The organism is Pseudomonas frederiksbergensis, from assembly GCF_017114915.1.
In the GTDB taxonomy this organism is placed as follows: Bacteria; Pseudomonadota; Gammaproteobacteria; order Pseudomonadales; family Pseudomonadaceae; genus Aquipseudomonas; species Aquipseudomonas frederiksbergensis_I.
Window position 1 is genome coordinate 1 of the sequence record NZ_JAAUOE010000025.1, and the last position, 17017, is coordinate 17017.

At 59.3% G+C, this 17017-nt stretch carries 17 protein-coding genes and 1 tRNA gene; 8 read left to right on the forward strand and 10 right to left on the reverse strand.

The window, feature by feature from the left end; genetic code table 11:
* Nucleotides 1-20 precede the first annotated feature (20 nt).
* The 4 genes from HCU66_RS17850 to HCU66_RS17865 all read right to left on the reverse strand — a co-directional run bounded on the left by HCU66_RS17850 (nucleotide 21) and on the right by HCU66_RS17865 (nucleotide 3333).
* Nucleotides 21-95 (reverse strand) — tRNA-Gln (locus HCU66_RS17850).
* Nucleotides 96-132: 37 nt separating this feature from the next.
* Nucleotides 133-984, reverse strand: a complete 852-nt coding sequence (gene ispE, locus HCU66_RS17855; protein ID WP_205889728.1) for a 4-(cytidine 5'-diphospho)-2-C-methyl-D-erythritol kinase — start codon at nucleotides 982-984, stop codon at nucleotides 133-135.
* A gap of 2 nt (nucleotides 985-986) precedes the next feature.
* A complete protein-coding gene (gene lolB, locus HCU66_RS17860; RefSeq protein ID WP_205889729.1) occupies nucleotides 987-1604 on the reverse strand; it encodes a lipoprotein insertase outer membrane protein LolB in 618 nt (205 codons plus the stop codon).
* Between the two features lie 4 nt (nucleotides 1605-1608).
* Nucleotides 1609-3333, reverse strand: coding sequence for a tetratricopeptide repeat protein (locus HCU66_RS17865; protein ID WP_205889730.1), 1725 nt, complete (start codon nucleotides 3331-3333; stop codon nucleotides 1609-1611).
* Nucleotides 3334-3567: 234 nt separating this feature from the next.
* Between HCU66_RS17865 and hemA the strand changes: the two genes are divergently transcribed.
* The 6 genes from hemA (at nucleotide 3568) to HCU66_RS17895 (ending at nucleotide 8938) form a co-directional block, all read left to right on the forward strand.
* Nucleotides 3568-4857, forward strand: coding sequence for a glutamyl-tRNA reductase (gene hemA / locus HCU66_RS17870; protein ID WP_205889731.1), 1290 nt, complete (start codon nucleotides 3568-3570; stop codon nucleotides 4855-4857).
* Nucleotides 4854-5936: a peptide chain release factor 1 gene (gene prfA, locus HCU66_RS17875; RefSeq protein WP_205889732.1), complete on the forward strand. Its 1083-nt coding sequence runs from the start codon at nucleotides 4854-4856 to the stop codon at nucleotides 5934-5936. The genes hemA and prfA overlap by 4 nt, the downstream gene beginning before the upstream one ends.
* Nucleotides 5937-6767: a peptide chain release factor N(5)-glutamine methyltransferase gene (prmC, locus tag HCU66_RS17880; protein WP_205889733.1), complete on the forward strand. Its 831-nt coding sequence runs from the start codon at nucleotides 5937-5939 to the stop codon at nucleotides 6765-6767.
* A complete protein-coding gene (locus HCU66_RS17885; RefSeq protein ID WP_205889734.1) occupies nucleotides 6761-7516 on the forward strand; it encodes a molybdopterin-synthase adenylyltransferase MoeB in 756 nt (251 codons plus the stop codon). Before prmC ends, HCU66_RS17885 begins: the two co-directional genes overlap by 7 nt.
* Nucleotides 7509-8300: a glutamate racemase gene (gene murI, locus HCU66_RS17890; protein WP_205889735.1), complete on the forward strand. Its 792-nt coding sequence runs from the start codon at nucleotides 7509-7511 to the stop codon at nucleotides 8298-8300. The genes HCU66_RS17885 and murI overlap by 8 nt, the downstream gene beginning before the upstream one ends.
* A gap of 119 nt (nucleotides 8301-8419) precedes the next feature.
* Entirely contained in the window at nucleotides 8420-8938 is a 519-nt protein-coding gene (locus tag HCU66_RS17895; RefSeq protein WP_205889736.1) for an acyloxyacyl hydrolase, read from the forward strand.
* A 125-nt stretch (nucleotides 8939-9063) separates the two neighbouring features.
* Here the strand turns inward: HCU66_RS17895 and HCU66_RS17900 are convergent, their stop codons facing one another.
* The 6 genes from HCU66_RS17900 to HCU66_RS17925 form a co-directional block, all read right to left on the reverse strand.
* A complete protein-coding gene (locus tag HCU66_RS17900; RefSeq protein WP_205889737.1) occupies nucleotides 9064-9369 on the reverse strand; it encodes a YkgJ family cysteine cluster protein in 306 nt (101 codons plus the stop codon).
* A gap of 60 nt (nucleotides 9370-9429) precedes the next feature.
* Nucleotides 9430-10203 (reverse strand): SDR family NAD(P)-dependent oxidoreductase, encoded by a 774-nt coding sequence (locus tag HCU66_RS17905; RefSeq protein WP_205889738.1) that lies wholly within the window; start codon nucleotides 10201-10203, stop codon nucleotides 9430-9432.
* A 97-nt stretch (nucleotides 10204-10300) separates the two neighbouring features.
* Complete coding sequence (gene phrB / locus HCU66_RS17910; protein ID WP_205889739.1) at nucleotides 10301-11719, reverse strand: deoxyribodipyrimidine photo-lyase; 1419 nt, start codon at nucleotides 11717-11719, stop codon at nucleotides 10301-10303.
* A 34-nt stretch (nucleotides 11720-11753) separates the two neighbouring features.
* Nucleotides 11754-12695, reverse strand: a complete 942-nt coding sequence (locus tag HCU66_RS17915) for a MerR family transcriptional regulator (protein ID WP_205889740.1) — start codon at nucleotides 12693-12695, stop codon at nucleotides 11754-11756.
* Entirely contained in the window at nucleotides 12695-13654 is a 960-nt protein-coding gene (locus tag HCU66_RS17920) for a YbgA family protein (protein ID WP_205889741.1), read from the reverse strand. Before HCU66_RS17920 ends, HCU66_RS17915 begins: the two co-directional genes overlap by 1 nt.
* A 154-nt stretch (nucleotides 13655-13808) precedes the next feature.
* Entirely contained in the window at nucleotides 13809-14795 is a 987-nt protein-coding gene (locus HCU66_RS17925) for an NAD(P)/FAD-dependent oxidoreductase (protein ID WP_205889742.1), read from the reverse strand.
* Nucleotides 14796-14991: 196 nt separating this feature from the next.
* On the opposite strand from HCU66_RS17925, the gene HCU66_RS17930 reads away from it, so the two are divergent.
* Together HCU66_RS17930 and hemH are read left to right on the forward strand one after the other, a co-directional pair.
* A complete protein-coding gene (locus HCU66_RS17930; RefSeq protein WP_205889743.1) occupies nucleotides 14992-15894 on the forward strand; it encodes a TIGR01777 family oxidoreductase in 903 nt (300 codons plus the stop codon).
* 13 nt (nucleotides 15895-15907) lie between these two features.
* Nucleotides 15908-16930, forward strand: a complete 1023-nt coding sequence (gene hemH / locus HCU66_RS17935; RefSeq protein WP_205889744.1) for a ferrochelatase — start codon at nucleotides 15908-15910, stop codon at nucleotides 16928-16930.
* Nucleotides 16931-17017: the final 87 nt, after the last annotated feature.

A 17017-nucleotide genomic window follows, 5' to 3' on the forward strand; every position in this document is an offset into this window, starting at 1 on the left:
CCTGGATGAGTATAGGAAAATGGCAGGGGCGGCTGGATTCGAACCAACGCATGGCAGGATCAAAACCTGCTGCCTTACCGCTTGGCGACGCCCCTGTATCTGTTGCTACGAGTACCCAGTACCCGATTCCTCTTAGAGCAGACTTTGCAGCTTGCGATGCAACATCGAAACGTTGCTTCCTTTTGCCACAAACCCTGTAAGGGTCTCTGTAAGAAGGGCCGAGACTTTATCAGCTTCAGCTTTGCTTGGGAAGCCCCCAAACACACAACTTCCAGTTCCGGTGAGTTTTGCTTCGGTAAATTTACCTAACAAATTCAAGGCGTTACGTACCTCTGGATAACGTCTTGCTACCACCGGTAAGCAGTCATTTCGACTGTTTCCCTTGGGAACGGGGCGCACTTTAATGGGCGGAGAGTTACGTGTCAACAGTGGATCTGAAAAAATTTCTGCTGTACTTACAGAGACTTGCGGCACAAGCACGAGATACCACGGTTCTTCAGGCTCTACAGGCGTGAGTTTCTCTCCCACGCCCTCGGCGAAAGCCGCGTGGCCACGCACGAAAACCGGGACGTCGGCGCCAAGTGTCAGGCCCAGCGCGGCCAGCCGGTCTTCATCCCAATCCAGTTGCCAGAGGTGATTGAGGCCCAGCAACGTGGTGGCCGCATTCGAACTGCCGCCACCGATTCCGCCGCCCATGGGCAGGATCTTTTCAATCCATATGTCGACGCCCAGCGCACAACCGGATTGCTCCTGAAGTTTTTTCGCGGCTTTGACGATCAGGTTGCTGTCGTGAGGGACGTCGGCGAATTCGGTGTGCAACCGAATCACGCCATCGTCGCGAACGACGAAGCTGATTTCATCGCCGTAATCGAGAAACTGAAAAATTGTCTGCAACTCGTGGTAACCGTCTTCACGGCGGCCGAGGATGTGCAGCATCAGGTTGAGTTTGGCGGGCGCGGGCAGCGTCAGGCGTGGTGCAGTCATGTTCACTGCCCCAGTTTGCGTGGTTGCCAGTCCTTGATCACCAGCGTGACATCAAGGTCGGTGCCGTGCAGTTTGATCCGCTCGGGCAGCCAATAGCCGTTCTGCTCGGCATAACTGAGGTACTCGACCTGCCAGCCATCCTGTTCGAGGTTGGCCAGGCGGCTGTCGACATCCAGAGTCAGGCGACTTTTGCTGTCCGGGGCCGGGAGCCCGCGAACCCACCATGCCAGATGGGATACCGGTAATTTCCAGCCCAGTTGTTCTTCAACCAGGGCTTCCGGGGTCGGCGCGTCATAGCGGCCCTGATTGGCCACTTCCAGCGAGACTTTGCCCGGGCGACCGGTCAAGCGGGCCGCGCCACGACCCAGCGGGCCGGAGAGACGGATGTCGTAGTAGTCCTGGCGTTGCAGCCAGAACAACGTGCCGCTACCCGAATCTTTTGGCGCGCGGATGCCGATTTTGCCGTTGATCTGCCAGCCGTCGAGGCCGGTCAGTTGCTGTTTGTGCTCGCGCCATTGGGCCTTGTTGCCTTGACCCTGGACCGATTCGCGGGCAACGAAGCCCGCGCAACCGGCGAGCAGGGCGATGAAGCTGAAAACGATGATGTGGCGCAAAAACATAATCTTAAAGAGTCTCTGATCCGGTCAGGCGCTTGATGGTGCCGCGCAGGGTTGGGCTGTCGGGCTGTTCCTTGAGGAACTTGCTCCAGACTTGTTTGGCTTCGCGTTGCTTGCCATTGGCCCACAGGACTTCGCCCAGGTGAGCGGCGACTTCCTGATCGGGGAAACGCTCCAGTGCCTGACGCAAATAGCGCTCGGCTTCATCGAGGTTACCCAGGCGGAAGTTCACCCAGCCGAGGCTGTCGAGAACGGCCGGGTCTTCCGGGTTGAGCTGGTGCGCCTGTTCGATCAGGGCCTTGGCTTCGGCGTAGCGTGTAGTGCGGTCGGACAGGGTGTAGCCGAGGGCGTTCAACGCCATCGCATTGTCCGGGTCGCGCTTGATGATCAGCCGCAGGTCTTTTTCCATCTGCGCCAGATCATTGCGTTTCTCCGCCTGCATGGCCCGGGTATACAGCAGATTCAAATCGTCCGGGAATTTCTGCAGGGCTTGCTGCAAGACGTTCCAGGCCTTGTCGCCCTGTTTGTTGGCCGACAGGGTTTCGACTTCGATCAGGTACAACTGGATCGCGTAATCGGGTTGCTCGTCACGCTGGGCCGCCAGACGGCTTTGGGCTTCGGCGGTCCTGCCGTTGTTCATCAGAATATCGGCCTGACGCAATTGCGCCGGCAAGTAATCGTTGCCCGGCCCGACCTGGGCGTACTCGATCAGTGCGCCCTGAGGGTCGTTACGCTCTTCAGCGATGCGCCCAAGGTTCAGGTGAGCCGAATCAACGTGGCTTTCCCGGGCGATCAAGTCTTCCAGGTAACCTTTCGCCTCACTCCAGGCCTTGGCTTCCAGGCAGACCAGCGCCAACGAATAACGCAGTTCGTCGTCTTCCGGGTATTGCTGCACCAGGCTCGAGAACTCGACCTTGGCGTCGTCCATGCGGTCCTGTTCAACCAGCATGCGCGCATAGGTCAGGCGCAGGCGTTTGTCGTCCGGGTACTTCTTGATGCTTTTTTTCAGCAATGGCAAGGCTTCATCGCCACGGCTGAGCCCTTGCAGCAGGCGCGCGCGCAGCAGGATCGGCGCTATCTCGCCTTCGTCCGGCGGGTTGTTTTCCAGCAGGGTCAGTGCGCCTTTGGCGTCGCCGTCCTGTTGCAGCAGCAAGGCCTTGCCGAAAATCAGCTGGTTGTTGTGCGGATGGCGCTGCAACAAACGGTCAAAACCTTTCATCAGACCGTTGCGGGTTTCCTGGTCGGTATCGGCCGCAGACAGGGCGAGGAAGTCGAAATGCGTGTCGCCCTTGCCTTGCAGGACTTTCTCCATATAGACCATGGAGTCGTCGTAACGCCCGGCACGGGCGAGTTGCACGGCAGCCGCCCGTTGCGCCTCGAGATCGTTCGGGGCGTTTTTGGCCCAGATCAGTGCGGTGTCGAGGGCCGGTTGATCAGCGCCCAGGTACTCGGCAATGCGAAATGCCCGCTCGGAGATCCCCGGATCCTGGGTGTTGATGGCCTGGGTCACATAGTTGTCCAGGGCGATGTCGTAACGATTGCGCTGGCCAGCCAGTTCGGCGCTCAACAGGCTGAAGACGGTTTCTTCGCTGAACGAGCTGTAAACCTTGGGCTTTTCAGGTGCCGGAGTGCTGTCTTCGACCGGCGGCGTACCGTCCGACGAAACGGGTGCCAAGGCCTGGCAGCCGCTGAGGAAGACAAAAGCGAGGAGCAACGCGGAAGATCTATTCATATAGGAAGAGGACGACTAACCTGCGGTCGGATCATCATGACACAAGCCTTCGGCCAAACATAACCGCCCAGCCAATTTACCCGCGCATGCAATCCCGGCAGGCCCGGCACTGGTGTAAACGAGAATGGGTCGCGGCTTCGGCAACGTCAACCGGGATGATAGATATCGAGTGGTTGTTCTGGCCCTGTCGAAGTAGGACAATTGTCGGCTTCACGTCACCATCAGCGACCTTGAATGGCCTTCCTTGCACTCGGTATTAACCACAAGACTGCTTCAGTAGACGTCCGCGAGCGCGTGGCCTTTACCCCTGAGCAGCTGGTTGAGGCCTTGCAGCAGCTCTGCCGACTCACCGACAGTCGCGAAGCTGCGATCCTCTCCACCTGCAATCGCAGTGAACTGTATATAGAACAGGATCACCTTTCGGCTGACATCGTGTTGCGCTGGCTGGCCGATTATCATCATTTGAGCCTCGACGAGCTGCGCGCGAGTGCTTATGTGCATGAAGATGATGCGGCAGTTCGTCACATGATGCGGGTCGCCTCCGGGCTCGATTCGCTGGTGTTGGGTGAGCCGCAGATTCTCGGCCAGATGAAATCGGCTTACGCCGTGGCTCGCGAGGCGGGCACCATCGGTCCGCTGCTCGGGCGGTTGTTCCAGGCCACATTCAATGCGGCCAAACAGGTGCGAACCGACACCGCCATCGGTGAAAACCCGGTGTCCGTGGCGTTTGCCGCGGTCAGCCTGGCGAAACAGATTTTCAGCGATTTGCAGCGCAGCCAGGCCTTGCTGATCGGCGCCGGCGAGACCATCACCCTGGTCGCCCGCCATCTGCATGATTTGGGGGTGAAGCGAATCGTGGTCGCCAACCGCACCCTGGAGCGCGCGAGTACCCTGGCCGAGCAGTTCGGCGCCCACGCGGTGCTACTTTCGGACATCCCGGCAGAACTGGTGCGCAGCGACATCGTTATCAGTTCCACCGCCAGCCAGTTGCCGATTCTCGGTAAAGGCGCGGTGGAAAGTGCCTTGAAATTGCGCAAGCACAAGCCGATCTTCATGGTGGATATCGCTGTACCTCGGGATATCGAGTCGGAAGTCGGTGAGTTGGACGACGTTTATCTGTATAGCGTCGACGATCTCCACGAGGTGGTCGCCGAAAACCTCAAAAGCCGTCAGGGTGCTGCCCAGGCCGCCGAAGAGATGGTGTCGGTCGGTGCCGAAGATTTCATGGTTCGCCTGCGCGAGCTGGCGGCGGTGGATGTGCTCAAGGCTTATCGTCAACAAAGCGAGCGCCTGCGCGACGAAGAACTGCACAAAGCCCAGCGCATGCTCGCCAACGGCAGCAGCGCCGAAGATGTGCTGGTGCAACTGGCCCGCGGCCTGACCAACAAACTCTTGCACGCCCCGAGCGTGCAATTGAAAAAGCTTTCTGCCGAAGGCCGCCTCGATGCGCTGGCCATGGCCCAGGAACTCTTTGCCCTCGGTGAGGGCTCATCGGATAGCTTTTCGGATAAGAAACCGCAATGAAAGCGTCACTGCTCAATAAGCTGGACATCCTCCAGGACCGCTTCGAGGAATTGACTGCCTTGCTTGGCGATGGCGAGGTCATTTCCGATCAGAACAAATTCCGCACCTATTCCAAGGAATACGCGGAAGTCGAGCCGATCGTCGCCACCTATAAACAGCTGCTTAAAGTGCAGGGCGACCTCGAAGGGGCTCAGGCGCTGCTCAAGGACAGCGACCCGGACATGCGCGAAATGGCCGTGGAAGAAGTCCGCGAAGCCAAAGAGCAACTGATCGAAATCGAAGCCAGCCTGCAACGCATGCTGCTGCCCAAGGATCCGAATGACGGTCGTAACGTGTTCCTCGAGATCCGTGCCGGTACCGGCGGTGATGAAGCAGCGATTTTCTCCGGTGACCTGTTCCGCATGTATTCGCGTTATGCCGAGCGGCGGGGCTGGCGAGTAGAGATTCTCTCGGAGAACGAAGGCGAACACGGCGGTTATAAAGAAGTCATTGCCCGGGTCGAAGGCGAGAACGTTTACGGCAAGTTGAAGTTCGAATCCGGCGCGCACCGTGTGCAGCGGGTTCCGGCCACTGAATCTCAAGGTCGCATCCACACCTCAGCCTGCACCGTGGCCGTGTTGCCCGAGCCGGACGAGCAGGAAGCCATCGAGATCAACCCGGCGGATCTGCGGATCGACACCTATCGCTCCTCCGGTGCCGGTGGTCAGCACGTCAACAAGACCGACTCGGCCATTCGTATCACGCACTTGCCGTCCGGTATTGTCGTCGAATGCCAGGAAGAACGTTCCCAGCACAAGAACCGCGCCCGGGCGATGTCCTGGCTGTCGGCCAAGCTCAACGACCAACAGACCAGCGCGGCGGCCAATGCCATCGCCAGCGAGCGTAAATTGCTGGTAGGTTCCGGTGACCGCTCCGAACGGATCCGTACTTATAACTTTGCCCAGGGCCGGGTCACTGATCATCGAGTCAACCTGACGCTGTATTCGCTCGACGAAATTCTCGCCGGCGGTGTGGAGGCGGTGATCGAACCGTTGCTGGCCGAGTACCAGGCCGACCAATTGGCAGCGATAGGTGAGTAAATGACGATCATTGCCAGTTTGCTGCGCGCCGCCGATTTACCCGATTCGCCCACCGCGCGTCTGGATGCCGAATTGCTGCTGGCGGCGGCCTTGGGCAAGTCCCGCAGCTTTCTGCACACCTGGCCCGAGCGTATCGTCCCGAGCGAAGCGGCACTGAAGTTTGCCGAGTATTTGCAGCGCCGCCGCAGCGGTGAGCCGGTGGCCTATATTCTGGGGCAGCAAGGCTTCTGGAAACTCGATCTGGAAGTCGCGCCCCACACGCTGATTCCGCGCCCCGACACCGAGTTACTGGTGGAAGCCGCGTTGGAGCTATTGCCTGCGACACCGTCCAAGGTGCTCGATCTGGGCACCGGCAGTGGCGCCATTGCCCTGGCGTTGGCCAGCGAGCGTCCGGCCTGGAAAGTCACCGCCGTGGATCGCGTGCTGGAAGCCGTGGCCCTGGCCGAGCGCAACCGTCAACGCCTGAACCTGAACAACGCCACTGTGCTGAGCAGCCATTGGTTCAGCGCTTTGGAAGGCCAGCGTTTTCAACTGATCATCAGCAATCCGCCTTACATTGCTTCGACCGATCCGCATCTGGCGGAGGGCGACGTGCGCTTCGAACCGGCCAGTGCGCTAGTGGCTGGCGTCGATGGGCTCGACGATCTGCGTCTGATCGTCGCCCAGGCACCCGATTATCTTGAAGCAGGCGGCTGGTTGATGCTCGAACACGGTTACGATCAAGCCTTGGCCGTGCGAGATTTGCTGCTGACCCGCGGCTTTGAAGAGGTCCATAGCCGCACCGATCTGGGCGGTCACGAACGCATCAGTCTGGGGCGCTTGCCGTGCTGAATGATCAGGAATTGTTGCGCTACAGCCGGCAGATTCTGCTGCAACACGTCGACATCGACGGTCAGTTGCGACTGAAAGAGAGCCGCGTATTGATTGTCGGCCTCGGCGGTCTCGGCTCACCGGCTGCGCTGTACCTGGCCGCGGCCGGTGTCGGTCAGTTGCATCTGGCGGACTTCGACACGGTCGACCTGACCAATCTGCAACGCCAGATCGTTCACGACACCGACAGCGTCGGCCTGAGCAAGGTCGATTCGGCGATCCGTCGTCTGAGCGCGATCAATCCCGAGATTCAGCTGATCGCCCATCGCGCTGCATTGGACGAAGACTCGCTGGCCGCCGCCGTTGCGGCAGTGGATCTGGTGCTGGACTGTTCCGACAATTTTTCCACTCGCGAAGCGGTCAACGCTGCGTGTGTAGCCGCGCGCAAGCCGCTGGTCAGCGGTGCGGCAATCCGGCTGGAAGGGCAATTGTCTGTGTTCGACCCCCGTCGCCCAGAGAGCCCTTGCTACCACTGTTTATACGGGCACGGCAGCGAAGCCGAGTTGACCTGCAGCGAAGCGGGCGTCGTCGGTCCTTTGGTCGGGTTGGTCGGCAGCCTCCAGGCGCTGGAAGCACTGAAATTGCTGGTGGAGTTCGGCGAGCCGCTGGTGGGGCGCCTGTTGTTGATCGATGCCTTGGGCACCCGCTTCCGTGAATTGCGCGTCAAGCGTGATCCGGGCTGCAGCGTCTGCGGGTCGAGCCATGCGTGAAGCGCCGATTGCTGTATTTGATTCCGGCGTCGGTGGACTCTCCGTGCTGGCCGAGATCCAGCAGTTGCTGCCCAACGAGTCTCTTTTGTACCTCGGCGATTGCGGGAATATTCCCTACGGCGAGAAAACTCCGGCATTCATCCGTGAGCGTTGCAGTGTCATGGCGCAGTTCTTTGCACAGCAGGGCGCCAAGGCGCTGGTGCTGGCTTGCAATACCGCGACGGTTGCTGGCGTTGCGGACTTGCGACGCGATTTCCCCGAGTGGCCCATCGTCGGCATGGAGCCGGCGGTCAAACCGGCTGCTGCGGCGACGCGCAGTGGTGTGGTGGGGGTACTCGCCACCACCGGCACTTTGCAGAGCGCCAAGTTCGCCGCTTTGCTCGACCGTTTCGCCACTGATGTGCGGGTGATCACTCAGCCGTGCCCCGGGTTGGTGGAGTTGATTGAAAACGGCGATCTGCACAGCGAGGCATTGCGTCAGTTGCTGCAAGGGTATGTCGAACCGCTACTGGCTGCCGATTGCGACACGATCATTCTTGGCTGCACGCATTATCCCTTTCTAAAACCGCTGCTTAAGCAGATGCTCCCGCAGGGCATCAGCCTGATCGATACCGGTGCCGCTGTGGCGCGGCAGCTTCAGCGGTTGTTGGCCGAGCGTGAATTGCTGGCCGAGGGACCCGTTCGTGCTGCCCGGTTCTGGACGAGTGCCGATCCTGCGCATTTCAGAAATATCTTGCCGGTGTTGTGGCATTCGACGGGTGATGTGCAAAGCTTCGACTTGTAGATAAGAATGTGAAGAAACGAATAATGGGCTGGAGCTTCTGATTGAGCGGCGACTTCTACAGCTTTGTCAGTCGGACAGCATAAAAACCATACGAATTTGTTCGGAAAAGGATGTTTCTAATGAAGCGACTATTCTGCTTGGCCGCGATTGCGACCGCATTGATGGGGCACAGTTTTACCGCGCAGGCAGCAGGGGTGGAGTTCGGGGTGGGCCAGACCAGCGATTCGACCATGACTTACCGACTGGGCATGCAATTCGACTGGGACAAGAGCTGGTTGCAGAGTGATATCGGTCGCTTGACCGGTTACTGGAGCGGCGCTTACACCTATTGGGAGGGCGATGAAACGTCGAGCAATCACAGTTTGTCGTTCTCGCCGGTGCTGGTGTACGAGTTTGCCGGTCAGACCATCAAACCCTACGTTGAAGCGGGTATCGGCATCGCGGTGTTTGCCAACACCGAAGTCGAAGACAACAAACTTGGCGGGGCCTTTCAGTTTGAAGACCGTTTCGGGTTTGGTCTGCGCTTTACCGGTGGACATGAGGTCGGGATTCGCGCCACGCATTATTCCAATGCCGGGATCAGCAGCCCGAACGATGGCGTAGAGAGTTACTCGCTGCATTACGCGATGCCGTTGTAACGTCAAAAGTTTCGTCGGAATGCCACCCAGACCAAGCCTCGCTCCTACAGGTTTTGTGTGATCCCTGTAGCGAGGCTTGCCCGCGAAGGCGTCAGACCTGCTGACACATCTCTGAAATTGACCCTTTACCGATACGCCGTCGCAATCCCCTGGCGTTCGGTGATGCATTCCGGTGCGCCCATTTCGAACTCCCGGCAGATCAGCGGACGTTTTTCGTAGATGGTGCACATCATGCTGTTGCGATCCAGCGCGGCGCACCAGCCGTCATCCAGTCGCAGCATGACTTCCCCGCCCCAATCGTCGGTATCGATAAAGCGCTCGGGCACGCCGGTGTCGGTGATCAACATGACTTCAAGCTGGCAGCAGCAGGCCGCGCAGGTCGAACAGGTGATCGCAGGTTCGGCGATTTGCGTGTGGGGAATGGTTTTCATGACGCGCAGTGTAAGGCAGTGGGCCCACGCCGTGTGAAAGGTCTGACGGACGCTCAGGCTTCATGGCAAGTCTTCGAGCGGCGGATTGCATCGCGCCCGCTCGCCAATGGTCGGCCCCGTGCGGTCGGGCTTTTGCGACAGGGGCCAAAGGACAGGCATGAGCAGTTCCGGCAGGGGGAGGTCCAGTGGGCGATTCTTGAGCATGTCGAAGAGGTATCGAGCCGCTTTTCCCGCCGACCAGTCGAGGTGTCCTTGAGCGTTGTTGCTCAGGGGCGTATCAATAAGTCCTGGGCTGACCACGGTCATTTCGATGTTTTCCGGCGCCACGTCGATGCGTAAGGACTCGAATAGATGCCGCAACCCAGCCTTTGAATCGCCATGGGATTCGGCCCGCGGCAGGGGCAACCAGGTCACCGAACTGGCCATGCCCACCAGATGCGGCGCAGTGCCCGCCTGTAGCAGGGGCCGGGCGGCTGCGATGCAATAGCTGCTGGCAAGCAGGTTGGTGCGCACGATGTGTTCGATGATTGATGAGTCGAACTGATTGGCATCGACGTATTCGCAGGTGCCTGCGTTGAGGATCATGGTGTCCAGAGAGCCCCATTCCTTGGCAATCTGCTCGCCGATTTCGCGCACCCTTTGGCCGTTGGTCAAGTCCCCCGCGACCACCAGCACCTGTCCGGGGTAACGCTGAGACAGGGCCTTCAATGGCGCCAATGAACGGGAACTGACAGCCAAGTGGGCACCGGTTTTCAGTATTTCTTCAGCCAGCGCGGCACCAATGCCGTTGCTGACGCCAGTCAACCAGTATCGCCTTGGAGGTGTACGCCTCATCCCAATTCCCTTTTTAACCAGATAATTTCCCGGCTCAACACCGTATTTATAGCGCAGTGCGGCGGCATCAAATTAATTCCGGGGATGATAAGCCATGTCAGGATGGCAGGTTCTTGAACGCGGCCAGGGCCCGTTCGCGGGAAGTGTTCAGGTTGACGATCGGCGATGGATAATCCGTCACATCGAATAATCCGTCGCGTCTCGCGGGATTGTGCAGGTCTTTTTTGTTCATTCCATTGATCTGCGGCAACCAATGTTTGATGAAAATACCTTCGGCATCGAATTTTTCCGATTGACTCAGTGGGTTGAAGATCCGGAAGTAGGGTGCCGAATCGGTTCCGGTGGACGAACTCCACTGCCAGCCACCGTTGTTCGCCGCCAGGTCGCCATCAATCAGATGCCGCATGAAGAAACGCTCGCCTTCACGCCAGTCGATCAGCAGGTTTTTGGTCAGGAACATTGCCACGACCATGCGCAAGCGGTTGTGCATCCAGCCGGTTTCCAGCAATTGGCGCATGGCGGCATCAATGATCGGCAGGCCGGTACGGCCTTGTTGCCAGGCCTTGAGGTCTTCCGGGGCGTCACGCCAGGCGAGGGCTTCGGTTTCCGGGCGAAAGGCCCGGTGCCGGGAGACCCGTGGGTAGCCCACCAGAATGTGTTTGTAGAATTCGCGCCACAGCAACTCATTGATCCAGGTGATGGCACCGACCTTGCCGCTTTCGAACTCCCCCTGATTGCTTTGCAACGCGGCGTGCAGACACTGACGAGGGGAGATGACCCCAGCGGTGAGATAGGCCGAGAGTTGGCTGGTGCCGGGTTTTGCCGGGAAATCGCGCTCGCTGTGGTAATAGTCGATCTGTGCGTCGGTAAAGGTCTCGAGGCGGCGTCGGGCCTCGGCTTCGCCGGCCGGCCAGAGAGCACGTAAACTGTCGCTGGGTGTGTCGAAACCCTCGACATGAGAGGGTGGTTCGTCGCTGGCGATACCCAACGGCGCCTGAATGGCGGGGGCGCTAACCAATCCCGGCAATGAGGCGTGCAAGCGTTCGTAGCAGACCTTGCGGAACTGGCTGAAGACCTGGAAGTAAGTGCCGGTTCTGGTCAGCACGGTGCCGGGCTTGAACAGCAATTGATCGAGGTAGCTGTAAAAGTCGATGCCCTGGGTTTTCAGGGCTTGGGCTACCGCCGCATCACGACGGGTTTCATGGATGCCGTATTCCTCGTTGGCGTGTACTGCGTCGATCTTCAATTGCTGGCACAACTCGAGCAGGACCTTGGGGGCCTCATCCCAGCGGGACGCCTTGCGAATCAGCAGCGGGATGTTCAGGGCGCCCAGCGCATGGCGTAATTCGTTCAGGTTGCGCAGCCAGAAATCCACTTTGCACGGCGCGTCGTCATGCGCCAGCCATTGCTGCGGACTCAGCAAATACACCGCCACAGTCGGGCCGCAGGCTGCGGCGGCCGAGAGGGCGGTGTTGTCATGTAGACGCAAGTCGCTGCGCAGCCAGATCAATTGCATGGTGGTATCCGCACGATCCATTAAAAAAGCGTCATTAAATGAGCCCACGCTGAATCAGGCCCTGATGGGCCGACAACGGGTCTTCGGCCAGGGACAAGTCAGCAATGGCGACGGTTTTTGCGGATAACTCGGCGTGGTGAATGCACACCGTTGGTCCGGCAATCATTTTGGGGCAGCTGACGCCATTCAAAAGTTTCGTCAGCTGCGCAAGATTCATGGCTTTGCTGGAATACAGCAGTACGCCGCGGGCTTGCAGGTGATCGACCGCCAGCGCAAGTTCACCAGCGGGGAGCGGCCAGTCGAAAACTTCCACCGGGCAATCGACGCTGCTGATCAGCCAGGCGGTGAGCCACAGATGAGGCTCCAGTGGCAGGTCCGAGTGATTGATCAGCAGCAGCGGCGCGGTGCGTAACTGACGATTGTTATGGTAGATCCTCGCGCCGAATTTGCTACGCAACCAGGAATAAACAAACACTCGCTCCATCTGCGCGCCGAACTGACCTTGCCAGCGTTGTTCCAGTTCCGCCAGCAACGGCATCAACAATCTTTCACACAGGGTGCGTGGCGGATACAGCGCCATCGCCTGATTCACCGTGTCATCGAGGGTGCGTTCGGCCAGCTGAGTGACCGCTTGCAGCAGTGTCTGACGCAGCACCAGCCAATCGTTCCCGATGGGGTCGGTAAGCCCCTGAGGCGTGTCGAGCAGTTGTTTGACCTGGCTGACAGCCACGCCGCGATTGAGCCAGGTGAGAATCGTCAGGATCCGTTGAACGTGTTCGGCACAGAACAGCCGATGCCCCTTGGGCGTACGCTGGGGCACGATCAGCCCATAGCGCCGTTCCCAGGCGCGCAAGGTGACAGCATTGACCCCGGTCTGCCGGGCCACTTCACGAATGGGCAGCCAACCAGCGTCCAGGGCCTTCTTGAAGTCGGTGCCCAGGTCTTCGCTGGCGCTGGTGTCCGGTGGGTTTTTCATTAAATTGTGTTTCGCAGGCTGAGGTTTTCCGGATGCGGTTGCAGGTAAACCTGTTGCGCAATGTAGGGATCCGGGTGTTGGCGAAAGTAGTGTTTGAGCAGCGTCAATGGCACCACCAGCGGCACGATGCCCTGGCGATACTGGCCGATGACGTGCTGCACTTCTTGTTTGTCTTCAGGGCTGATGACTTGTTTGAGATAGCCGCTGAGGTGCTGCAGCACGTTGGTGTGGGTGCGGCGTGTGGCGCATTTTTTCAGCGCCGCCATCAGCTCGCTGAAATAGCGCGGGCCGAGCACTTCGAGAGCGGACTGGCCCATATTGCCCAGCAAGTTGCCCAGGGTTTTGTATTGCACCGGGTTGTGGGCCATCAACAGGTATTTGTAGCGCGAGTGAAAGTCAGTGAGGTTGCGCCGGGTCAGGCCTGTGTGCAGCAACTGCTGCCAGGCGCTGTAGGCGAACACGCGGGTGAGGAAGTTTTCCCGCAGCACCGGGTCGTTGAGGCGGCCGTCTTCTTCCACCGGTAGATCAGGATGCAACGCACAGAAGGCTTGGGCGTAGATGCCACGGCTACCGCCGTCCATCGGCACGCCATTGGCGTGGTAGACCTTGACCCGTTCCAGCCCGCACGAAGGGGATTTCTGCATGAAGATATAGCCGCAGATGTCGCCCAACTCCATCGCCATTTTTTGACCGTACTCGGCCAGCGGTCGGGTGACGTTGATCTCAGGGGTGATCGTGCCGACAGCCTCCGGGTGTTCGGGGTTGCCGACCAGGCGGATCGGTTCGCGAGGGATACCCAGGCCAATGGCGACTTCCGGGCACACCGGGACGAAATCGAAATAATCAGTGAGGGTAAGGCTGCACAGCCGCGATGCTTTGTGCCCACCGTTGTAGCGCACTTCGGCTCCCATCAGGCAGGCGCTGATGGCGATTTTGGGTTTCATGGCTGTGGGGGGCATCGGAGCGCCTCGAATCCAGACCTGTACAGATTATTAGATCTGTACAACATGACTTCATCATAGATTCAAAGGTATACAAGTCAATTTTTTTGTATAAGTTTTTGCGGGGCTGCTGCCCATGTCGACAGCAGCGACGGGCTGGACTTGATTCGATTCACTGCAGGTGTTCATGCAGCCTGCGGGCTGCTTCCTGACCACTGAGCCAGGCACCTTCGACGCGGCCGGACAGGCACCAGTCGCCGCATACATATAGGCCCAGATCAGCATCGGCCAGGACACCCCATTCATGGCTGCTGGCCGGTCGGGCATATAGCCAGCGGTGAGCGAGGCTGAAAGTCGGAGCAGGCATGGCGTCGTGCAGCAGTTCGGCAAAGGCACCGTGCAATTGCTCGATCACCGCTTCCTTGGGCAAGTCGATATGCTGCCGGCTCCAGGCACTGGTGGCGTGCAGCACCCAAGTGTCGAGGGTGGTGTCGCGTCCCGGTTTGCTGCGGTTGCGCGCCAGCCAGTCGAGGGGGCTGTCCTGCACGAAGCAGCCTTCAATAGGGGTTTCCAGTGGCGTGTCGAAAGCCAGGGCGACGGCCCAGGTCGGCTCCATTTTTACCCCGGCTGCGGCTCCGGCCAGCTTCGGCGCGGCCGCCAGCAGCGCGGTCGCCTGAGGGGCGGGCGTGGCAATGACGACATGACTGAATGGGCCGTGGGTGAAGCCCTCGGCGTCTTGCAGGTGCCAATGTTCTTCACCGCGATAGACCTCGGTGATGCGGCAGGCGAAATGCACTTCCAGATCACCGAGCAGGCCGCGCGTGATCGCGCTCATGCGTGGTGTGCCGACCCAGCGTGTCTGTTCGTCCGGCGAAGGTCTGAGCTGGCCGCCGTGAAAGGTATAAAGCTGCGGCGTCCACACGGCGACCCAGCCATTGGCTTGCCAGCGCTGGACTTCGGTGACAAAGCGGCGGTCGCGGGCAGTGAAATATTGCGCGCCCATGTCCAGGGCACCCGCATCGCTGCGCTTGCTCGACATGCGTCCGCCACTGCCGCGGCTTTTATCGAAAAGTTGAACGACATGCCCGGCCTCCGTCAGGGCCTGGGCGGCTGAGAGTCCGGCGATGCCGGTGCCGATGATTGCGATAGGTACAGTCATAGGGGCCTCGTTTACCTTTCTGTACAGACTACGCCGTGGTTCAAACCTGTACAATATTGTTTTTTGGTATAACTTTTAGCGTCCTCGTTCTGACAGCTTGGCCTATTGTTAAGCACAGAGCCTGCCCAATACCAAAGATCCCTGCTTATAAAAATAGACTAGTGATCCGGGTAAAACGCCACGCGAGGAAGATGTCATGCACATATTGCTGACCGGCGGTACTGGTTTGATAGGACGTCAACTCTGCCGACACTGGTTGAGCCAGGGACATCGCCTGACGGTCTGGAGTCGCACGCCTGCAAAAGTCGCCAAAGTCTGTGGCACTCAGGTACGTGGAATCGCACGACTTGAGGACCTGGGTCAAGAACCGGTGGATGCCGTTATCAACCTCGCGGGTGCACCGATTGCCGATCGGCTCTGGACGCACAAACGCAAGGCGTTATTGTGGAGCAGCCGGATCACCCTGACCGAAACCCTGCTGGCCTGGCTCGAAAGCCGCGAGCAAAGACCGCAGATATTGATTTCTGGCTCGGCGATCGGTTGGTACGGCGACGGTGGTGAGCGGGAGTTGACTGAAGAATCTCCACCGGTCATCGATGATTTCGCCAGCCAGTTGTGTGTCGCCTGGGAGGAAACCGCGCAGCGCGCCGAAGCCTTGGGCATTCGCGTGATCCTCATTCGTACCGGGTTGGTACTGTCCGCCGAGGGCGGCTTTTTGTCGCGGTTGTTGTTGCCGTTCAAACTGGGGCTCGGCGGGCCGATTGGCAACGGTCGGCAGTGGATGTCGTGGATTCATATCGAAGATCAAATCGCCCTGATTGATTTTCTTCTGCATCGCAATGGAGCCAGCGGTCCCTATAATGCCTGCGCACCCAAGCCGGTACGCAATCGCGAATTCGCCCAAACGTTGGGTAGCGTGTTGCATCGTCCGGCATTCATGCCGATGCCAACCCTCGTGTTGAAGGTGGGCCTGGGCGAATTGTCATTGTTGCTGTTGGGTGGCCAGAAGGCCATGCCGGCTCGCTTGCTGGAAGCGGGTTTCACTTTCCGGTTCACTGATTTGCGCGCGGCGTTGGACGATCTGTCCAGCCGCCTCTGAAATAGGACGTTGCATGACCGATCACGCGTTGCTTCTGGTCAACCTGGGTTCACCTGCTTCCACCTCGGTGGCGGATGTGCGCAGTTACCTCAATCAATTTCTGATGGACCCGTATGTGATCGACCTGCCATGGCCGGTGCGGCGTTTGCTGGTGTCGTTGATTCTGATCAAGCGCCCGGAGCAATCGGCCCATGCTTACGCGTCGATCTGGTGGGAGGAGGGCTCGCCACTGGTGGTGCTCAGCCAGCGTCTGCAACAGGCCATGATCGCCCAATGGACCCACGGGCCTGTTGAACTGGCGATGCGCTACGGCGAGCCGTCAATTGAGTCGACACTGGTACGGCTGGCCGCCCAGGGGCACAAGAAAGTGACCCTGGCGCCGCTCTATCCGCAGTTTGCCGACAGCACCGTGACCACGGTGATCGAAGAAGCCAAGCGCGTGGTGCGCGATAAAAAGCTCGACGTGGAGTTCTCGGTTCTTCAGCCGTTCTACGATCAGCCGGAATACCTCGATGCACTGGTGGCCAGCGCCAAGCCCTATTTGCAACAGGATTACGATCACCTGCTGCTGAGCTTCCATGGTTTGCCGGAGCGGCATCTTAAGAAGCTCAATCCAGGTCACAGTTTCGAAGGTGGCGGCGACTGCTGCGCCGGTGCGCCGCCGGAAGTGGTCGCGACCTGTTACCGCGGTCAGTGCCTGCGCACGGCTGCAGAGTTTGCCAGGCGCGTGGGCATACCGGACGGCAAGTGGTCAGTATCTTTCCAGTCGAGGCTGGGCCGGGCCAAGTGGATCGAACCCTACACCGAAGCGCGTCTCGATGAGTTGGCCAAAAGTGGTGTGAAAAAAGTCCTGGTGATGTGCCCGGCGTTCGTCGCCGATTGCATCGAAACCCTCGAAGAGATCGGTGATCGCGGCAAGGAGCAATTCCGCGAAGCGGGAGGGGAGGAGTTGGTGCTGGTGCCGTGCCTCAACGATGATCCGCAGTGGGCCAAGGCGTTGAACGCGTTGTGCGAAAGGGCGCCGATAGCTTTGTAAAATTTGAGGGCCATTCGCGAGCAAGCCCGCTCCCACATTTGATCGGTGTCGAACACAAAATCTGTGTTCACCGAATATCTCATGTGG

What these genes read in the sequence shown, in the direction of transcription:
- HCU66_RS17905 (WP_205889738.1), bottom strand. Translation starts at nt 10,203, where the DNA reads ATGAGGCGTACACCTCCAAGGCGATACTGGTTGACTGGCGTCAGCAAC.
- murI (WP_205889735.1), top strand. Translation starts at nt 7,509, where the DNA reads ATGCGTGAAGCGCCGATTGCTGTATTTGATTCCGGCGTCGGTGGACTC.
- HCU66_RS17900 (WP_205889737.1), bottom strand. Translation starts at nt 9,369, where the DNA reads ATGAAAACCATTCCCCACACGCAAATCGCCGAACCTGCGATCACCTGT.
- hemH (WP_205889744.1), top strand. Translation starts at nt 15,908, where the DNA reads ATGACCGATCACGCGTTGCTTCTGGTCAACCTGGGTTCACCTGCTTCC.
- phrB (WP_205889739.1), bottom strand. Translation starts at nt 11,719, where the DNA reads ATGCAATTGATCTGGCTGCGCAGCGACTTGCGTCTACATGACAACACC.
- prmC (WP_205889733.1), top strand. Translation starts at nt 5,937, where the DNA reads ATGACGATCATTGCCAGTTTGCTGCGCGCCGCCGATTTACCCGATTCG.
- hemA (WP_205889731.1), top strand. Translation starts at nt 3,568, where the DNA reads ATGGCCTTCCTTGCACTCGGTATTAACCACAAGACTGCTTCAGTAGAC.
- HCU66_RS17925 (WP_205889742.1), bottom strand. Translation starts at nt 14,795, where the DNA reads ATGACTGTACCTATCGCAATCATCGGCACCGGCATCGCCGGACTCTCA.
- HCU66_RS17865 (WP_205889730.1), bottom strand. Translation starts at nt 3,333, where the DNA reads ATGAATAGATCTTCCGCGTTGCTCCTCGCTTTTGTCTTCCTCAGCGGC.
- HCU66_RS17915 (WP_205889740.1), bottom strand. Translation starts at nt 12,695, where the DNA reads ATGAAAAACCCACCGGACACCAGCGCCAGCGAAGACCTGGGCACCGAC.
- HCU66_RS17920 (WP_205889741.1), bottom strand. Translation starts at nt 13,654, where the DNA reads ATGCCCCCCACAGCCATGAAACCCAAAATCGCCATCAGCGCCTGCCTG.
- ispE (WP_205889728.1), bottom strand. Translation starts at nt 984, where the DNA reads ATGACTGCACCACGCCTGACGCTGCCCGCGCCCGCCAAACTCAACCTG.
- lolB (WP_205889729.1), bottom strand. Translation starts at nt 1,604, where the DNA reads ATGTTTTTGCGCCACATCATCGTTTTCAGCTTCATCGCCCTGCTCGCC.
- prfA (WP_205889732.1), top strand. Translation starts at nt 4,854, where the DNA reads ATGAAAGCGTCACTGCTCAATAAGCTGGACATCCTCCAGGACCGCTTC.
- HCU66_RS17930 (WP_205889743.1), top strand. Translation starts at nt 14,992, where the DNA reads ATGCACATATTGCTGACCGGCGGTACTGGTTTGATAGGACGTCAACTC.
- HCU66_RS17895 (WP_205889736.1), top strand. Translation starts at nt 8,420, where the DNA reads ATGAAGCGACTATTCTGCTTGGCCGCGATTGCGACCGCATTGATGGGG.